This window comes from Nocardiopsis sp. NPDC101807 (genome assembly GCF_044766605.1).
GTDB lineage: Bacteria > Actinomycetota > Actinomycetes > Streptosporangiales > Streptosporangiaceae > Nocardiopsis > Nocardiopsis tropica.
This window is the reverse complement of the sequence record NZ_JBIWMK010000001.1, coordinates 395,208-411,719: the sequence shown is the minus strand read 5'-3', so window position 1 is coordinate 411,719 and position 16,512 is coordinate 395,208. Positions and strand designations below refer to the sequence as shown.

The 16,512-nt window shown below is 75.0% G+C and carries 12 protein-coding genes; 5 read left to right on the top strand and 7 right to left on the bottom strand.

The window, feature by feature from the left end:
- Positions 1-573 precede the first annotated feature (573 nt).
- The gene (locus ACIRPH_RS01845) at positions 574-1,875 is read right to left on the bottom strand and encodes a DUF2786 domain-containing protein (RefSeq protein WP_402908123.1); all 1,302 of its coding nucleotides are present in this window, start codon (positions 1,873-1,875) and stop codon (positions 574-576) included.
- 439 nt (positions 1,876-2,314) lie between these two features.
- Between ACIRPH_RS01845 and ACIRPH_RS01840 the strand changes: the two genes are divergently transcribed.
- A complete protein-coding gene (locus ACIRPH_RS01840) occupies positions 2,315-3,832 on the top strand; it encodes a cytochrome P450 (RefSeq protein ID WP_402908121.1) in 1,518 nt (505 codons plus the stop codon).
- Positions 3,833-3,848: 16 nt separating this feature from the next.
- On the opposite strand, the gene ACIRPH_RS01835 is transcribed toward ACIRPH_RS01840, so the two are convergent.
- The 5 genes from ACIRPH_RS01835 to ACIRPH_RS01815 all read right to left on the bottom strand — a co-directional run bounded on the left by ACIRPH_RS01835 (position 3,849) and on the right by ACIRPH_RS01815 (position 9,242).
- Positions 3,849-5,072, bottom strand: coding sequence for an alpha/beta hydrolase family protein (locus tag ACIRPH_RS01835; protein ID WP_402908119.1), 1,224 nt, complete (start codon positions 5,070-5,072; stop codon positions 3,849-3,851).
- 147 nt (positions 5,073-5,219) lie between these two features.
- On the bottom strand, positions 5,220-5,843 hold the full coding sequence (locus ACIRPH_RS01830; RefSeq protein WP_402909458.1) for a lactate utilization protein C: 624 nt from the start codon (positions 5,841-5,843) through the stop codon (positions 5,220-5,222).
- A gap of 86 nt (positions 5,844-5,929) precedes the next feature.
- Entirely contained in the window at positions 5,930-7,357 is a 1,428-nt protein-coding gene (locus ACIRPH_RS01825; RefSeq protein ID WP_402908117.1) for a lactate utilization protein B, read from the bottom strand.
- Complete coding sequence (locus tag ACIRPH_RS01820) at positions 7,354-8,139, bottom strand: (Fe-S)-binding protein (RefSeq protein ID WP_402908115.1); 786 nt, start codon at positions 8,137-8,139, stop codon at positions 7,354-7,356. Before ACIRPH_RS01820 ends, ACIRPH_RS01825 begins: the two co-directional genes overlap by 4 nt.
- Before the next feature lie 410 nt (positions 8,140-8,549).
- Positions 8,550-9,242 (bottom strand): 7-cyano-7-deazaguanine synthase, encoded by a 693-nt coding sequence (locus ACIRPH_RS01815; protein WP_402908113.1) that lies wholly within the window; start codon positions 9,240-9,242, stop codon positions 8,550-8,552.
- Between the two features lie 963 nt (positions 9,243-10,205).
- On the opposite strand from ACIRPH_RS01815, the gene ACIRPH_RS01810 reads away from it, so the two are divergent.
- Positions 10,206-10,940, top strand: a complete 735-nt coding sequence (locus tag ACIRPH_RS01810) for a FadR/GntR family transcriptional regulator (protein ID WP_402909457.1) — start codon at positions 10,206-10,208, stop codon at positions 10,938-10,940.
- A gap of 44 nt (positions 10,941-10,984) precedes the next feature.
- Here the strand turns inward: ACIRPH_RS01810 and ACIRPH_RS01805 are convergent, their stop codons facing one another.
- Complete coding sequence (locus ACIRPH_RS01805) at positions 10,985-11,320, bottom strand: hypothetical protein (RefSeq protein ID WP_402908111.1); 336 nt, start codon at positions 11,318-11,320, stop codon at positions 10,985-10,987.
- A 187-nt stretch (positions 11,321-11,507) separates the two neighbouring features.
- Here ACIRPH_RS01805 and ACIRPH_RS01800 point away from each other — a divergent pair, with 187 nt between their 5' ends.
- The 3 genes from ACIRPH_RS01800 (at position 11,508) to ACIRPH_RS01790 (ending at position 16,372) form a co-directional block, all read left to right on the top strand.
- Positions 11,508-12,347 (top strand): ion transporter, encoded by an 840-nt coding sequence (locus ACIRPH_RS01800; protein ID WP_402909454.1) that lies wholly within the window; start codon positions 11,508-11,510, stop codon positions 12,345-12,347.
- Positions 12,348-12,558: 211 nt separating this feature from the next.
- The gene (gene pgi, locus ACIRPH_RS01795; RefSeq protein ID WP_402908109.1) at positions 12,559-14,259 is read left to right on the top strand and encodes a glucose-6-phosphate isomerase; all 1,701 of its coding nucleotides are present in this window, start codon (positions 12,559-12,561) and stop codon (positions 14,257-14,259) included.
- 490 nt (positions 14,260-14,749) lie between these two features.
- A complete protein-coding gene (locus ACIRPH_RS01790) occupies positions 14,750-16,372 on the top strand; it encodes an ABC-F family ATP-binding cassette domain-containing protein (protein ID WP_402909452.1) in 1,623 nt (540 codons plus the stop codon).
- Positions 16,373-16,512 lie beyond the last annotated feature (140 nt).

Sequence of the window (16,512 nt, the reverse complement as noted above, 5' to 3'; positions counted from 1 at the left end):
TGCGTCCGTGTAACGGGTTTTTCGGTTGGTCGCCGAATGTGCAGGGGGGTTCCCGGTATTCATGGTCGCGAATCTACGGGGTGTATTCCTTTCGCCCGGAGTGATTCCTGTTGTGTCGGTTGAAAGTGAATGATTCGCCAGGGCGGCCCGGTTCTGCGCGGGTGCCCGATTTCTCTGTCTTTCTTTTTCCCGTGACTGATTTCCTGTTTCTTTTTCGGTGTGCGTTGCCGGGGGGGCTCCTGTCGGGTCCCGGCCTGATCGCAGGCGCCCGGGCCGCGGGCCGGGGCCCGCCCGGATGTACGCGACCTCCCGGGTCGGCGGCGGGCGCGGCCCTCGGGGAACCAGGCGGGATCCGACCGCGAAGGGGGTCCTTCTTCTCCTGCGGAAAGTGCGTCGGCGGGGGCGCGAACGCGTGTCAGGGGTGGGGGAGCGCGAACGCCGTGAGCCCGGTGGCTCCGGCTCGGACGGCGTGGACGCGCGTGAGTTCGCGGAGGGCTTCGGGTGCCACGCGGTCGGCGATGACGCCCCTCCCCGGCGGGCGCGGCGCGGCCGCCGACTCCGCGGGACCGGGGCTCAGGGCAGGTGGCGGCGCGAGCCCAGGGAGGCGGCGTCGGCCGCGGCGCGCCCCTCGACCCAGCCGTCCTCGCTGTAGGGGCCCCGCACCCGCGAGTAGGTCAGCTCGCCGAACGCCTCCGCGACGGCCGCCTCCACCTCGCGCTCGCGCGCCGCGAAGACCGGTACGAGGTCCGTGCCGGTCTCGGCCTGGGCCGCCCTCTCGGCGGCGCGCGCCGTCTCGACCAGCCGCTCCCCCACCCGCACCGAGAACGCCGACATGAACGAGGCGCGGAACGCCTTGCCCGCCGCGCGCCCCGACCGGTCCCGCACCGAGCCGCTGGCCCGCATCGCCGTCTCGGCCTGGACCAGCAGCGAGGTGAACATCAGGTCCACGGCCTCCACGTCCCCCGGGAACCCCATGACGGTGCACAGCCCCAGCTCCTGGTGCCACACGGCGCGGCAGTGGTTGGCCTCGGCCACCTCGTGCAGCAGCACCGCCTTGTGCTCGTCGTAGGGGGCGTCCACCGGCAGGCGGCGCCCGGAGGCGGCCTCCGACTCCCCGGGGCCCTCGGCCAGCAGCGCCCGGTCGATGCTGTGCCGCGCCATCATCTCCTGGGCGCGGGCGCTCAGCGCCTCCGCCTCCTGCGGGAACTCCGTCGACTCGGCCTTGGCCAGCAGCGCCCGCACCCGCGCGAGCTTGCCCGCGTCCACCCGCTCGGGCCGTCGCGCGGCGCCAGGGCGGCCCGGACGGTACGCCCCCGGGGGCGGGCACAGCCGCCGCAGGGGCGGGAGCACCCGCAGGGCCGCCAGCACCCGCAGCACGGCGTCGACGGCCTCGAACCGCAGCAGCCCGTGCTCCGCGCCGACGTGGGCCGGGTACCCCTCGCCGCGGCCCCACGAGGCCTTCACGCCGAACCCGCGCACCTGCTCGGCCCAGCGCGGGTCCACCGTCGCGGGGGAGTGGCGCTCCAGGTCGGCCGTCACGGCGTCGGCGCACACCGCCGCGGCCACGGGTCCGAGCACGCGGTCGACCTGACGGACCGTCTCGGCGGGCTGCCAGCCGCGGGTCCACGCGGAGGCCGCGGCGTCCAGGAGGGCCGCCAGGAGGGCGCGCCCCGCCGCGTCCGCCCACTCGCGGTCCTCGGTGTCGGCGAGCCGGGCCGCGGCGAGGTCGACGCCCCCGCCCTCCCCGCCGGACACGAGCGCGTCCACCGCCCCGGACACCACCTCCGCGGGTGAGGCCCCGGCCTCCGGCCCGGCCCAGGCGGCGGTCGGCGCCCCTGCGGCGCGGCGCTGCCGGCCACGACCCTTCTTGCCCACGGTGCTTCTCCCCGGTCGTGTCGTCGTTCGGCGGTGGAGCCGACGGACAATCCTACCGATCCCCGGCGGCCGGATTCGCGGTGAGAGAACCGAAACCTCCGGGAAAAGGGCCGGTCGCGCGCCCGGGAGCGCTTTTCGCCCCCTGTGCGTCCCACCGCCCGCCATTCCCCCGCAGAGGCGGACCGGGCGGCGGCGTCGGACGTCCTCCGCCGGCGAAGGGGCAGCTCGGCGGCCCCGTGCCGGATCCGGCCGCCCGAAGGGGGATTCGGCGCCTGTGCGGCGACAACGCCGCCAGTGGGCGCGGTGTCGTGAAATCCCGCCTTGCCCCGCCGTGGTGCCTGGTGCCCCGGAAGGAAAGGCGGTGCTTTCCTCCCCGAAGCACACCGGAAACACGGGGGGAATACCGTCGGCTCCCATCCGCACCCACCGAGGAGCCGCCATGCGCCAGGGAACCGGGGCCGACGACCGGGACGGCCTCCCGCCGGGCGGGGCGAACGCCGCGGGCTGCCCCCGCGGCGCGGAGCCGGCCCTGCGGCTCCACGCGGGAGCCGGGGACGACGTGCCGTGGGCCCTGCTGCGCGCCCGCCACGGAGGGATGGTCCGCGTCGAGGTCGGCCCCGGGGAGCGCGGCTGGCTCCTGCTCGGGTACAAGGAGAACCTCCAGGCCCTGCGCGACCGCGACCTCTTCTCCGCGGACCCTCGCCCGTGGAGTCCCCGGGGCACGCCCCCGGCGCGCAGCGGCGCCCTCGCCCGCGACGGCGAGGAGCACCAGCGGCTGAGGGTCCCCCTCGTGGAGGCCCTGGCACAGGTGGGCACGCCCCAGCTGGTGCCGGTGGTCGAGCGCGCGGCCGTGCACCTGCTCGGCCGGGTCGCCGCGGAGGGGAGCGCCGACCTCGTCGGCCAGTACGCGGCCCCGCTCCCGGCGCTCGTCCTCAACGAGCTCTTCGGGCTCCCAGACGCCTACGGACGCCTGCTGGCCGACCTCACGACGCGCCTGTGGAGCGGCCGACCGGACCGCGCCGAACCCGCGGCCCGGGCCGTCCGCGCCTATTTCGCGGGCCTGGTCGCCCGCAAGCGCGCCGACCCCGGCGAGGACCTCGCCAGCCGGCTGCTGGCCCACCCCCACCGGCTCACCGACGAGGAGGCGGTCGCGTCCCTGTCCCTGTTGTGGGAGACCGGGCACGAGCCGACCACCCACCTCATCGGCAACGCCCTGCTCAGGCTGCTGGAGGACCCGCGGATGTGGACCGCCTACCTGGGCGGCACCCTCACCCCCGAGGACTTCGTCGACTACGTCATGTGGACCGACCCGCCGATCCGGATGCTCGCCGGGCGCTACGCCACGGCGGACGCGGGCTTCGCGGGCGCCCGCGTCCGGCGGGGCGAGCCGGTGCTGTTCGGGTTCGCCTCCGCCCACACCGACCCGTCCGTGTTCCACGGCGGGGACGGCGCGACGGCGATGGCGGGCAACCGCTCCCACCTGCTGTGGGGCGCGGGGGCGCACCGCTGTCCCGCCACCGGGTTCACGCGCGAGCTGGTGCGCACCGCCATCGACACGGCCGTGGACCGGATGCGCGGCATGGTCCTGGCGGTCGAGCCGCACGAACTGCGCCGCCGCGGCGCGCCGGCCGTCCACGGCCTGGTGGAGCTCCCGGTGTGGTTCACGGCCACCGGTGAACGCGCGGAGCCCGCCGAGGAGGCGCCGGAGGCGCCCGTGCGCAGGTGGATCCGCAGGAAGCGCAGGCCCGCCTCCCGGGGCGCCCGCTACCAGGCGCCGCTGGCCAGGGAGGGGGACCCGGACGAACGGTCGGCGGGGGTCCCGGCGGCGGCCCCCAGGCTCCGGCCGCGCCGTCCTCCCCAGGGGGCCGGGGCCCGGTACCAGGCCCCCTTCGCCGAGGAGGAGGCCAGCCCGGACGCCCTGGAGGTGCTGCTGGCCGCCTGGCGTCCCGGGGGCTGACCTCCGCCGACGGCGCCTACCCGGGGTCCACCACGACCAGCTCCGGGTGGACGCGCTCCGGATCGTCCAGGAGGGGCTGGTCGCCCCCGCGCAGGTGGTGGTCGAAGAACGCCAGGCCGTAGGCGCGCACGAGGTCCAGGCCGTGTCCGAGCGGGATGTCGCCGTACAGGTTGCGCCACTCCTCGGGCGGATACATGTCACGGAGCCCCAGCTGCTCGGTGATCAGTCCCTGGTCGATGCCGTTGGAGTGGCCGGAGCCGGTGATCCTGATCCACTGGCGCCACCCCGTCAGTCGCGGCCACATCTCCTCGTGGCCGTCCCAGGCGATGCCCTGGTCGTTCCCCAGCAGGGCCAGGGGCTTGTCCAGGTCCTCCTCCAGCGCCGTGGCGTAGTAGGGGCCGTCCAGGTTGATGCCGGCGTCCACCCGGTCCTCCAGGCGCAGGGTCTCCGCGGTGGCCGAGCCGCCCCAGGAGTGCCCCGCCATCCCGATCCGGGAGGCGTCGATCACGTGCGACCACCGCCAGGCCGGGTCGGGGCCGGTGAGCCGGTCCAGGAGGAAGGAGACGTCCCCGGCGCGGTTGACCGCGCCCCGGGCCCACTCCCCGCTGTCACACCCGGCGCACCCGGTCACCAGCCCGTGGGGGTACTCGACGGGCGCGGACTCGTGGGCGTGGTCGACGGCGGCCACGACGAACCCGTGGCTGGCCAGTTCCTCGGCGAGGGAGGAGAACCAGATCCTGTTGTGCCCGGAGCCGGGGGACAGGACGACCAGGGGCAGGCCGTCCCCGGCGCGGGCGGGGGCCGCGTCGAGCCGGGAGTGGGTGCGCACCCGGTGCAGGGTGTCCGGGGGCAGGCCGGTCACCCCGCGAGCCTCGAGCGTCGCCGCCGACTCGGCCTCGGTCATGTAGGGCGCGCGCCGTCCCGCGTCGGAGCGGGCCGGGTACCACAGGGTCGCCATCAGCTCGCGGGGCCCGCCGACCCATATGTCCTCGCGGCCCCCGTCCACCAGGTGCAGGGTCGTGCGGCCGACCGGGCGTTCCCCGGTGGGGGCCGGGAGGGCGGCCCGCGGAGCCTCCGCGGGGGCGGACGGCGCCGCCGTGCCCGCGAGCGCGCCCGCCGGCGAGGCCAGGAGCAGGGCCGCGGCGAGCACGGTCCCGGTGCGGAGGCGGGAGGGGACTCTCCGTCGCCGCCTGCGGGCGGCGCGGGGGAGGGGGCCGGTGTCGCGTCGTACGTGGGGCATGGGCGTCCCGTCGTTCGCTGGGGTCGTGTCTCCTCCGACCCTAGGAAGCCCCGTCCCGCCGGGCCATACGGCTGGCCGTCCCCTTCCCCGGGGGCCCGCACGACCGGTGGGGGTGGGGCCGGCCCCACCCCCACCGGCCGTGCGGGGTCAGGGCGCGGCCTCGACCAGCAGCACCTCCAGGGTGCGCGGGCCGTGCACCCCCTCCACCCTGTTGAGCTCGATGTCGCTGGTGGCCGAGGGGCCGCTGATCCACGTGAGCGGCCTGGCCGGGTCCAGCAGCCGCACGGCCTGCGGGACGCCGTCCACCACCTGCTCGGCGCGCACCACGCACAGGTGGTAGTCGGGCACCAGGGTGATCGCGCGCCGTCCCTGGTCGGGGCCCGCGTCCAGGACGATGGTGCCGGTCTCCGCGATCGCCACGGAGCACCCCGTGACCACGCCGTCCACCCCGTTCAGGTCCCCCACGGACAGGGGTTCCTCCCGGGAGTCGGGCAGCCGCTCGGCCGCGGCGCCGTCGAACCACGCGTCCGGCACCCCCGGCGGGGCCACCACCCGCTCCGCTCCGCGCCGGTCCAGGGCCGCCGCCACCTCCGCCGCCAGCCGGTCGGCGGGGACCCGGCGCACCTGCGCCTTGTAGTCGCGCAACCGGTCCTCGAACACGTCCAGGGTCGGGCCCGCGGCGTGGCTGTCCGCGAAGCCGCGCCCCGGCGCCCGCACCGCGGGCTCGTCGGAGGGCACGTCGGCGAGCGCCGCCCTGACCCGGCCCAGGATCAGCTCCCTGCTGCTCGGAGCGGGGCCCCGCGGCCCGCCTCCGGCGGCCCCGCCTCGTCCGGGGGTCCGTCCCGTCCGCGACGCGCTCACCGCTGCCCCTTCCCACGCTTGTTCCACCACGAGCGGAAGGACTCCGCGGGCACGTCCGGGACGTCCCGGGTGTCCGTCCACGCCCCGGCCGTGCCCGGCAGGTGCCCCGGTACCAGGTCGCGGCCCAGCCCCGCCGCGCGCTGGGCGGCCCCCAGGGCGCGCGAGGACGAGAAGACCGCCTCGGCGCCCGCCATCAGCGCCTTCTCGCCCAGGTGGCCCTTTCCCGCGGAGACCTCCTCGCGCAGGTGTACCAGCACCTCCGGGATGTCGATCGCCACCGGGCAGACCTCGTAGCAGGCGCCGCACAGCGACGACGCGTACGGCAGCGCCTCGTCCACCGCCGAGGACATCCCGCGCAGCTGCGGTGTGAGGATCGCGCCGATCGGCCCCGGGTACACCGACCCGTAGGCGTGGCCCCCCGTGCGCTCGTACACCGGGCAGGTGTTCAGGCACGCGGAGCAGCGGATGCAGCGCAGGGCCTGGCGGCCCACCGTGTCGGCCAGCACGTCCGTGCGGCCGTTGTCCAACAGCACCAGGTGGAACTCCTGGGGGCCGTCGCCCGGGGTCACCCCGGTCCAGGTCGAGGTGTAGGGGTTCATCCGCTCGCCGGTGGAGGAGCGCGGCAGGAGCTGCATGAACACCTCCAGGTCCGACCAGGTCGGTACGATCTTCTCGATGCCCACCACGGAGATGAGGGTCTGGGGGAGGGTCAGGCACATGCGCCCGTTGCCCTCCGACTCCAGCACCACCAGCGTCCCGGAGTCGGCCACCGCGAAGTTGGCGCCCGAGATCGCGGTCCTGGTGCGCAGGAAGCGCTCGCGCAGGTGCAGCCGGGCCGCCTCCGCCAGGGCGCGGGGGTCGTCGGTCAGCCCCGGCGGGGCCGGGGTCCCCCACTCCGCCATCTGGTCCAGGAAGATCTCCCGGATCTGGGCGCGCCCCAGGTGGATGGCGGGCACCAGGATGTGCGACGGGAGGTCGTCGCCCAACTGCACGATCAGCTCCGCGAGGTCCGTCTCGTAGGCGGTGATCCCCGCCTCGGCCAGAGCGTTGTTGAGCTCGATCTCCTGGGTGGCCATCGACTTGACCTTGACCACGTCCGTCTCGCCGGTGGCCTTCACCAGCCGGGTGACGATCGCGTTGGCCTCCTCGGCGTCGGCGGCCCAGTGCACCCGGCCGCCCGCGCGGGTCACCGACTCCTCCAACTGCTCCAGGTAGCGGTCCAGGTGGCGGAGTGTGTGCTCCTTGACCGCCGCGCCCTCCGCGCGCAGCAGCTGCCAGTCGTCGTGCAGCTCGCCGACCACGGACGCGCGCTTGTCGCGGATCGTGTGCGTCGCCCTGCGCAGGTTGTGGCGGGTCCGGGAGTCGTCGACGGCCGCTCTCGCGGCCTCGGGGAAGGGCGGTATGCCCAGGAACGTGGCGCTCATCGGGTGGCGGCCTCCTTCGCGGCGGGTGCGTGGTCGGGGACGGGCCCGGCCGAGCCGTCCTTCTCGGTGCCGGCCAGGATCTCGGCGATGTGCGCCACCCGCATGCCCGACCGCTGCCGGGACAGGATGCCGCCGATGTGCATCAGGCAGGAGTTGTCCACCGCGCACAGGACCTCGGCGCCGGTCTCGACGGCGTGCCGCGCCTTGTCCGCGCCCATGGCGGAGGAGACGTCGCCGTTCTTGACCGCGAACGTGCCGCCGAAGCCGCAGCACTCGGCGGCGCCCTCCAGCTCCACCAGCTCCAGGCCGCGCACGGCGCGCAGGAGCCGGTAGGGGCGGTCTCCCAGGCCGAGCATGCGCAGCCCGTGGCAGGTCGGGTGGTAGGCGACCTTGTGCGGGTAGTAGGCGCCCACGTCGGTCACCCCGAGCACGTCCACCAGGAACTCGGTGAGGTCGTACACGCGCGGGGCGAGGCCGGCCACCTTGCGGGACAGGCGGCTGCCGCCCGCGCCCAGGCGCGGGTAGTTGTCGCGGATCATCGCCGCGCAGGAGCCGGAGGGGACGACGACGGCGTCGGCGCCCTCGAAGGTCTTGACGAAGCGCACGGCCAGCCGCGTCGCCGGTCTGCGGTACCCGGTGTTGTAGTGCATCTGGCCGCAGCACGTCTGGTCCTCCGGGAAGATGACCTCGTGGCCCAGCCGCTCCAGGAGCCGCACCACCGCCCGCCCGGTGTCGGGGAAGAGCGTGTCGTTGACACAGGTGATGAAGAGTGCGATCCGCATGGGCCTCCCTCGAGCCGCCCCCGGGGGTCGGCGTCCCGCTCGCCACGAGCCTTCCAGTGGTCCGACCACTTTTGCACACTGGAGGGAGAGCGGCAAGAACAGGGGGGTTTTTCGGTGTTGAGGGGGGGGTTCCGGGCGGGATTGGTACGATCACTTTTCGGTTGTGTGGTCTGGGACACGTGCCGGGGTCGGACGGAACCGTCCTGTGCCGCCGGTGCTCCCCGGGCTCCTGCCGTCCCCGCCGGGACGGCAGGAGCCCGGCTCCGGGGACGTCCGGGCCGTCGGCGGTCCGGCCCCGGCGGGTCCGCTCCCGGTGGAGAGGGCGGGGGACCTCCCCGCCGGGGGCGCGGGCCCCGGCCGGCCGGGGCGCGGATCTGCCGGGCCGCGGGCGCGCCCGCGGCGCGTACCGGCTACACCAGCTCCGGGACCACGGCGTACACGGTCGGGTCGGTGTGGCCCCCGGAGGTCAGGGCGTCATGGCGCAGGATGCACGTCCCGCAGGTGCCGCAGTGCGAGGGGCCGGCGGAGTAGCACGACCACGTCAGCTCGTACGGCACCCCCAGGCTGCGGCCGATCTTCCCGATGCCCGCCTTGCTCGTGCGGGAGAAGGGGGTGTGGACGGTGACGGTGCCGCTGGTGGACAGCAGCGCGGCCGTGTTGACCGCGGCGATGAACTCCGGCCGGGTGTCGGGGTAGACGTCGTGGTCGTCGGCGTGGACCGCGGTGACGACGCGGTCATGGCCCAGGGTCTGCGCGATGCCCAGCGCCGCGAAGACGAACGTGCCGTTCCTGGACGGCACCACGGTGACACCGGTGGAGTCGGCGCCGCCGTCCCCGTACACCCCGTTGGAGTAGGGGCCGCTCGGCACGTCGATGGTGGGGTCGGTGAAGGAGGAGCGGAGCTTGGCCCCCCAGGACGAGAGGTCGACGAAGTGGTAGTCCACGCCGTAGTGCTCGGCCAGGCTCCTCGCCGACTGGATCTCGGCCGCGTTGCGCTGGGAGTAGTTGATGTTGAGGACCGCGCCGGCGCGCCCCTCCTGGGCGGAGAGGGCCAAGGCGGTGGCAGAGTCCATGCCGCCGGACAGCAGTACCAGGTCGCTCATTGCAGATCTCCCTTTCGGTTGCCTTCGTCGGTGCGGGTTCAACGGTGAGAGGGGGAGTCCCGTGGGTCCGCCCCGCGCTCCTCGTGCGGGACCCCGGCGGTGTGCCGCCCGGGTCCGCCCGCCGCCCGGGCGGCGGAGGGCACGGGGCCGGAGCCCGGCACGGGGGTCGGCGCGGTGACGGCGGGCTCGGAACAGGTGAACGGGGGCCGTGTCAGGACGGCAGGACCGTCTCCCGGTGCGGGGTTCGCAGGAGGGAGCCGGCCCAGGTTCTCGACGCCGGCCTGCGCGGGCCCGCCGTGGGACCGTCGCCGTGCGCGTCCGGGCGGCGGGCCGGGCCGGGGGTGCGCCGGGACGGACCGTCGGAGGGGCGATCGGCGAGTACCCGGCACAGGTGATGCGTCACGGTCGGCTCCAGGCATCCTCGGCGACACTGGTCCCAGTTGACCAGATCCGGATCCGTCGTGTGAGGGGTTTCGCGGAACCCGGTTCGCGCGTCGCGCGGACGTCCGCCGGAGGTGCCGCGTCCCGGCACGGGCCCGCGGCCGTCGTTCCAGGAGGGCCCGGCCCCGTGCCCGCGGCGACGTCTCGCGGGCCGCCCCGGCGCGGAGTACGGCATCCGGCCCCGGGGGCCTCCTGCCGCGGCGGGGATCACCGACCCGTTCCGGCGAGCGGCAAATGGTCGGACCACTCTGTCGCCAAGAGAAGCGGGTCGGGGAAATGCGCTGGTTTTCCGGCGGAGCACGCTGATGTATCAGAAGATTGGTATGATGACTCGCCCGTCAAGGGGGACGGTGCGGCAGCCTCTCGGAGTCCGGACCGGGCCCGGCCGCCGCCCCGAACACAGCGAGGAGCGCCCGCGAGGGCGGTGCGCCACGGCCCGACGACTTGGAGAGATCCGTGCCCCACGATCCCGGCGGAGAGCGCACGCCCGTCACCCAGAGGGCCGTCGAGCGGATCAAGGCGATGATCGCGGGCGGCGAGGTCGGCCCCGGCGAGCGCCTGCCCACCGAACGCGACCTGGCGGTCCAGCTCGGGGTCTCCCGCGGCTCCATGCGCGAGGCGATCCGCGCCCTCACCACGCTCGGCGTCCTGGAGGCCCGCCACGGGGCGGGCGTCTACGTCACGGCGCTGCGCCCCGCGGACCTGCTGGAGACCTTCTCGGTGCTCGCCGAGGTGTCCCAGGGACAGACCCTCCTGGAGGTCCTCCAGGTGCGCCGGATGCTCGAGCCCGCCGCCACGGCCCTGGCGGCGGCGCGGGCCGACGCGCGCGACCTGGAGCGCATCGGCGCGCTGCTGGAGCGCATGGACGGCTCCGACGCCATGGACTGCGCGGGGGCTCCGGGGGGCGCGGCCCCGCAGGGCGGCACGCGCCCCCGCCGGGAGGCCCCGGACGGTGGCGTGCTCGACACGGCCGGCGCGGACCTCGGCTTCCACCAGGCCATCGTGGCCAGCACCGGCAACGCCACGCTCGCGGCGATCGGGGAGGGGCTGTCCTCCCGCACCTTCAACGCCCGCGTGTGGGCCGGGCACCGGGAGGCCGGCCTGACCGCCGCGCTCCACGAGGACCACGAGCGCATCCACGAGGCCCTGATCGCGCGCGACCCCGACGCGGCCAGGGCCGCCGCGACCGTGCACGTCCTGCGGGTGGAGCGCTGGCTCCGGGCCGACCTCGCGCAGGGCGGCGGGGCCGGGGTCTGAGCGCGGGCGCCGGGACGGTGGGGGACCGCCGCCGGCGCCGGGGCTCAGCCGTCCCCGTCGCGGACCCCGTCCGCGAACTCCTCCGCCCCGAGCACGCGTGTGAGGTCCTCCCCGTCCGGGCCCCGGTTCTGCTCCTCCTCCGGCCCCGTGACCCGCTCGGGGTCCTCCTGGCGCAGTTCCGCGCCGATGCCGAGGGCGTCGTGGTCCTCCAGCTCCTCGATCCGGAGGCCGTACGGGTGGTCCGCCAGGTACTCGGCCACCGCCGTGTCCTGGTCCGCCGCGCCCACGTCCATGTCCGCGTCCACGTCGTCGATGTCGCTCTCGTGTCCCGGCGCGGGGTCGAAGGGCCCCACGCCGGACCCGTCGGATCGTCCTGTCACCGGCGTCCCCCTCGCTCTCGTGGCCCCTACCCCTGATCATGCCTGGTCAGGGGAGGGGATGCCAGAGGGGCGTGCGAGCCATGGGCCCGGTGGGAACGAAGTGGCCACTGGGGGCGGAACGCCGTGTGGTCACGGACGGTAGGATTTGGCGCTGTTGTCCGAGATGACGAACGGAGTCCCCTCTCCCGTGACCGTGCGCGACCGGGTCCGAACGATCGTCGACGCCCCCTGGTTCCAGGCGAGTGTCGTCACCCTCATCCTGATCAACGCCGTCATCCTCGGCGTGGAGACCTCTCCCCGGGCGATGGCCGCCCACGGCGACCTCCTCCGCGGCATCGACATCGTGATCCTCGCCCTGTTCGTCCTCGAACTGGCGCTGCGGGTCTACGCCCACCGGGCGTCGTTCTTCCGCGACCCCTGGAGCTGGTTCGACATGGTGATCGTCGGGATCGCCCTGCTGCCCACCTCCGGGCCGTTCTCCGTGCTCCGGGTGCTGCGCGTCCTCAGGGTGCTGCGGCTGCTCTCGGTGATCCCGTCCCTGCGGCACGTCGTGTCCGGCCTGTTCCGGGCCCTGCCCGGCATGATGTCCATCCTCTTCCTGGTGATGCTGCTGCTCTACGTGTCGGCGGTCATGGCCACGCGGCTCTTCGCGGACGACTCCCCGGAGTACTTCCAGGACCTGCCCACCTCGCTGTTCACCCTCTTCCAGATCGCCACCGCCGACGGCTGGGGCACCATCGCCAAGGACGTGATGGAGCACACGCCGATGGCCTGGGTGTTCTTCGTGGTCTTCGTCCTGGTGTCCACCCTCGTCGCCCTGAACCTGTTCATCGCCGTCGCCGTGGAGGCCTTGGAGAAGGACGACGGCGAGGAGAGCGGGGACGGCCCCGGGGACGGGCGCGGCGGCCGCGCGGTACCCGACCCGGACGACGGCGGCCCCGACGCGGGGCACGCGATGATCATGGCGGAGCTCCGGACTCTGCGCGCCGAGGTGGCCGAGCTGCGCCGGGAGCGCCAGGAGGTGTGACCGCCCGCGGGGACCGGCCCCCGCGGCGCGCCGCCCCCCGGCCGGGGCTGTGGAAAGCCCCGGAAGCGGTGGTGTTCGTGGCAGGCTAGGGCTGTGCGCCGGACGCCCTCGGACGGTTCGGCGGCACAGCCGCACGGCGGCAGCGGCACGCGGACCGGCGTCCGCGCGCCGCCGCCCGCACCTGACCGCACGGACGACGAGGAGCGACCGGATGTCTGCCAGTACACCCCTCCCTCGCACCGGGGACACCGGAGAGGGGGCCGCCCCGGGCCTCCCCCTGGACCGCAGGAAGGAGTGGACCGCGCTGGGGGAGCACCGCGCGCGGCTCGGCCCCGTCCACCTGCGCGAGCTGTTCGCCGACGACCCCTCCCGGGCCGGGAGGTACACGCTCGACGTCGGCGACCTGCACGTCGACTACTCCAAGAACCTGGTCACCGACGAGACCCTCGGCCTCCTCGGCGCGCTGGCCGCCGCCACCCGCGTCGCCGACCTGCGCGACGCCATGCTGCGCGGCGACCACATCAACGTCACCGAGGGCCGCGCCGTCCTGCACACGGCCCTGCGCGCACCCCGCGGGGCGGTCGTCGAGGACGACGGCCACGACGTGGTGCCCGACGTGCACCGGGTCCTGGAGCGCATGGGCGCCTTCGCCGACCGCGTCCGCTCGCGCGAGTGGCGCGGCCACACCGGCCTGCCCGTGCGCCGGATCGTCAACATCGGCATCGGCGGCTCGGACCTGGGGCCCGCCATGGCCTACGAGGCGCTGCGCCCCTACACCGACCGGGGCCTGGAGTTCCGGTTCGTGTCCAACGTGGACGGCACCGACCTGCACGAGGCGCTGATCGACGCGGACCCGGCCACCACGCTGTTCGTGGTCGCGTCCAAGACCTTCACCACCGTCGAGACCATCGCCAACGCCACCGCGGCGCGCGGCTGGCTGCTGGACGGGCTGGGGGAGGAGCCCGGCGGGGACGCCATCGCCACGCACTTCGTCGCGGTGTCCACCAACGCCCCCGAGGTCGAGGCCTTCGGCATCGACCCCCGCAACATGTTCGAGTTCTGGGACTGGGTGGGGGGCCGCTACTCCTACGACTCGGCCATCGGCCTGTCCCTGATGGTGGCCCTGGGCCGCGAGCGGTTCCAGGAGATGCTCGCCGGGTTCCACCTGATGGACACCCACTTCGCGACCGCCCCGGTGGAGCGCAACCTGCCGTTCCTGCTCGGACTGCTGGGCGTCTGGTACGGCGGCTTCCACGACGCGCAGAGCCACGCGGTCCTGCCCTACAGCCACCACATGTCGAAGTTCACCGCCTACCTCCAGCAGCTCGACATGGAGTCCAACGGCAAGTCCGTGCAGCGGGACGGGCGGCCCGTCGCCTGGCAGACCGGCCCCGTCGTGTGGGGCACCCCCGGCACCAACGGCCAGCACGCCTACTTCCAGCTCCTGCACCAGGGGACCCGGTTCGTGCCGGCGGACCTCATCGGGTTCGCCAACCCGGCCCCCGACCTGCCCGGGTTCCTGGTGTCCCAGCACGACCTGCTCATGGCCAACCTGTTCGCGCAGGGGCAGGCGCTGGCCTTCGGCAGGACGGCCGAGGAGGTCGCGCAGGAGGGCGTCGCCGCGGAGCTGGTCCCGCACCGCACCTTCGAGGGCAACCGCCCCACCACGACGATCCTGGCCGACCGGCTCAGCCCGTCCGTCCTGGGGCAGCTCGTCGCCCTCTACGAGCACAAGGTGTTCGTGCAGGGGGCGGTGTGGAACATCAACTCCTTCGACCAGTGGGGCGTGCAGCTCGGCAAGGTCCTGGCCAAGCGGGTCGAACCCGCGTTGAGCGAGGGCGCCGACGTGCCCGGCCTCGACGCCTCCACCGCGTCCCTCGTGGAGCGCTACCGGTCCCTGCGCGGCAGATAGGGCCCGGGGAGCGGACCCCGTCCGCGCCGGCGGGAGGGCTCCGGCCCTCCCGCCGCCGGGGACGGGACCGCGCCGCGCCGGAAATCCCTTTGCGCGTTCGGCTCCGGCCCGGTTAGCCTGGCGGGGACATGCTGAACTGACATCGAGACCGATCCGCCGCGTGCGCGGGGCTCGCCCGTCCAGGGCTGGAGCCCGCTGTCCCGCCCGGCGGACCCACGTTCCCTGTTTCCCGTTCGCGGCGTCCCCAGGACCCGCGGACCCGTGGTGCGGTCTCGATGTCGGCGACGGACCCCTGTCCGTCGTCCCGGGCCGCTCCACGGATCCGCCTTCGAGGCGCACCGGGAGGGGCGGCGCCGGTCAGGCGTCGAGGCCCGCCCCAGACGAAGGGCGGTCCCACCCCGTGACCCGTGAATCCACATCCGCACCGGCCGCGTCGGCGAAGGCCCCGAGGCCGCCCCTCCCGGCGGCCCCCGGCACGGGCGGCCCACCGCTGCTGCGCGCCCGCGACCTGACCCGCGTCTACGGCGACCGCGTGGTGCTCGACGGTATCGATCTCGACGTCGCCCCGGGCCAGAGGCTGGGGCTCGTGGGCGAGAACGGCGCGGGCAAGTCCACCCTGCTGCGCCTGCTGTCGGGGGAGGAGGAGCCCGACGCCGGCAGGGTGGAACGACCCGACGACACCGGTTTCCTGTACCAGGAACTGCCCTACGGGCCGGAGACGACGCCGGCCCAGGTCCTGGAGGAGGCCCTGGCGCCCGCCAGACGTGTGGAGCGGCGGCTCACGGAGACCGCGGCCGCCCTCGACGGCGCCCCCGAGGACGCGGGGCTGCTGGCGGCGTACGCCGAGGCGCTGGCCGACGCCGAACGCGGGGAGGTGTGGGACGCCGACCGCCGCGCGGAACTGGTGGTGGCCGGGCTCGGCCTGGCCGGGGTCTCCCCGGACCGTCCGGTGGGACGGCTGTCGGGCGGTCAGCGAGGCCGGCTGGGCCTGGCCGCGCTGCTGGTCCGCCGTCCGCGCGCCCTGCTGCTGGACGAGCCGACCAACCACCTGGACGACCGGGCGCTGGAGTTCCTGGAGGGGTACCTGAGGGGGCTGCCGGGGGTGGTGGTGCTGGCCGGCCACGACCGGGTGTTTCTGGACGCGGTCTGCACGGGTCTGCTGGACCTGGACCCGGCCGTGGAGGGGCCCGTGTACTACGGCGGCGCGTACTCGTTCTACCTGGAGGAGAAGAGGGTGGAGCGCGAGCGCTGGGAGCAGCGCTACCAGCGGGAGCAGAACGACCTGAAGGGGCTGCGCGAGGCGGTGCGCACCACGTCGCGCCAGGTCGCGCCGGACCGGGCGCCCCGGGACAACGCCAAGATGGCGTACGACTACTCCGGCGGGCGCGTGGACAAGCAGGTGTCGCGCCGCGTGCGCAACGCGCGGGGCCGCCTGGACGACCTGGAGCGCGACCAGGTGCGCAGGCCGCCGAGGCCGCTGGTGTTCGGCGCCGCCCTGACCCGGAACCCCGGGGAGGCCGGCGCGAACGCGATCACGCTGCGGAACGTGGTCGTGCCGGGGCGGCTGCGCCTGGACCGCCTGGACGTGCCTTCGGACGGCCGGCTCCTGGTGACGGGCCCGAACGGGGCCGGCAAGTCCACACTGCTGTACGCCCTGGGGCGCCGGTTGCGGCCGGAGTCCGGTGAGGTGCTGTGGCGGAGGGGCGCGTCGGTGGCGCTGCTGGAGCAGGACGTGGTGTTCCGCGACCCGCGGCGGACCCCGCGCGGGCTCTACGACGGGTTGAACGCGTCGCTGCCCGACGCTCCGCGCCTGACGGACCTGGGCCTGGTGGCCCCGCGCGACCTGGACCGGCCGGTGGGGGAGCTGAGCGTGGGGCAGCGCCGCCGGCTCGCGCTCGCGATGCTGGTCGGCCACTCCCCGGACGTGCTGCTGCTGGACGAGCCGACCAACCACCTGTCGCTGTCCCTGGCGGAGGAGCTGGAGGAGGCGCTGGGCACGGCGCCCGGAGCCGTGGTGGTGGCCTCGCACGACCGCTGGCTGCGCCGCAACTGGTCCTGGGACGAGCTGCGGCTGGTCGACGGCGGCGCCGCGGAGGCGCGGGCCGGGTCCTGAGCCCGGGCCGCGACCGCCGCCGGTGCGCAGGGGAGAGGTCACCTGCCGGGCCCCTCCCCGTCACCGCCGTGGTGAACCAGGAGGGCGTGCGCTTCCGGACGGCTTCGACGCCCGAACGCGCCGGAGGCACGAGGACTCTG

What these genes read in the sequence shown, in the direction of transcription:
- ACIRPH_RS01840 (WP_402908121.1), top strand. Translation starts at nt 2,315, where the DNA reads ATGCGCCAGGGAACCGGGGCCGACGACCGGGACGGCCTCCCGCCGGGC.
- ACIRPH_RS01835 (WP_402908119.1), bottom strand. Translation starts at nt 5,072, where the DNA reads ATGCCCCACGTACGACGCGACACCGGCCCCCTCCCCCGCGCCGCCCGC.
- ACIRPH_RS01825 (WP_402908117.1), bottom strand. Translation starts at nt 7,357, where the DNA reads ATGAGCGCCACGTTCCTGGGCATACCGCCCTTCCCCGAGGCCGCGAGA.
- ACIRPH_RS01820 (WP_402908115.1), bottom strand. Translation starts at nt 8,139, where the DNA reads ATGCGGATCGCACTCTTCATCACCTGTGTCAACGACACGCTCTTCCCC.
- ACIRPH_RS01815 (WP_402908113.1), bottom strand. Translation starts at nt 9,242, where the DNA reads ATGAGCGACCTGGTACTGCTGTCCGGCGGCATGGACTCTGCCACCGCC.
- ACIRPH_RS01810 (WP_402909457.1), top strand. Translation starts at nt 10,206, where the DNA reads ATGATCGCGGGCGGCGAGGTCGGCCCCGGCGAGCGCCTGCCCACCGAA.
- pgi (WP_402908109.1), top strand. Translation starts at nt 12,559, where the DNA reads ATGTCTGCCAGTACACCCCTCCCTCGCACCGGGGACACCGGAGAGGGG.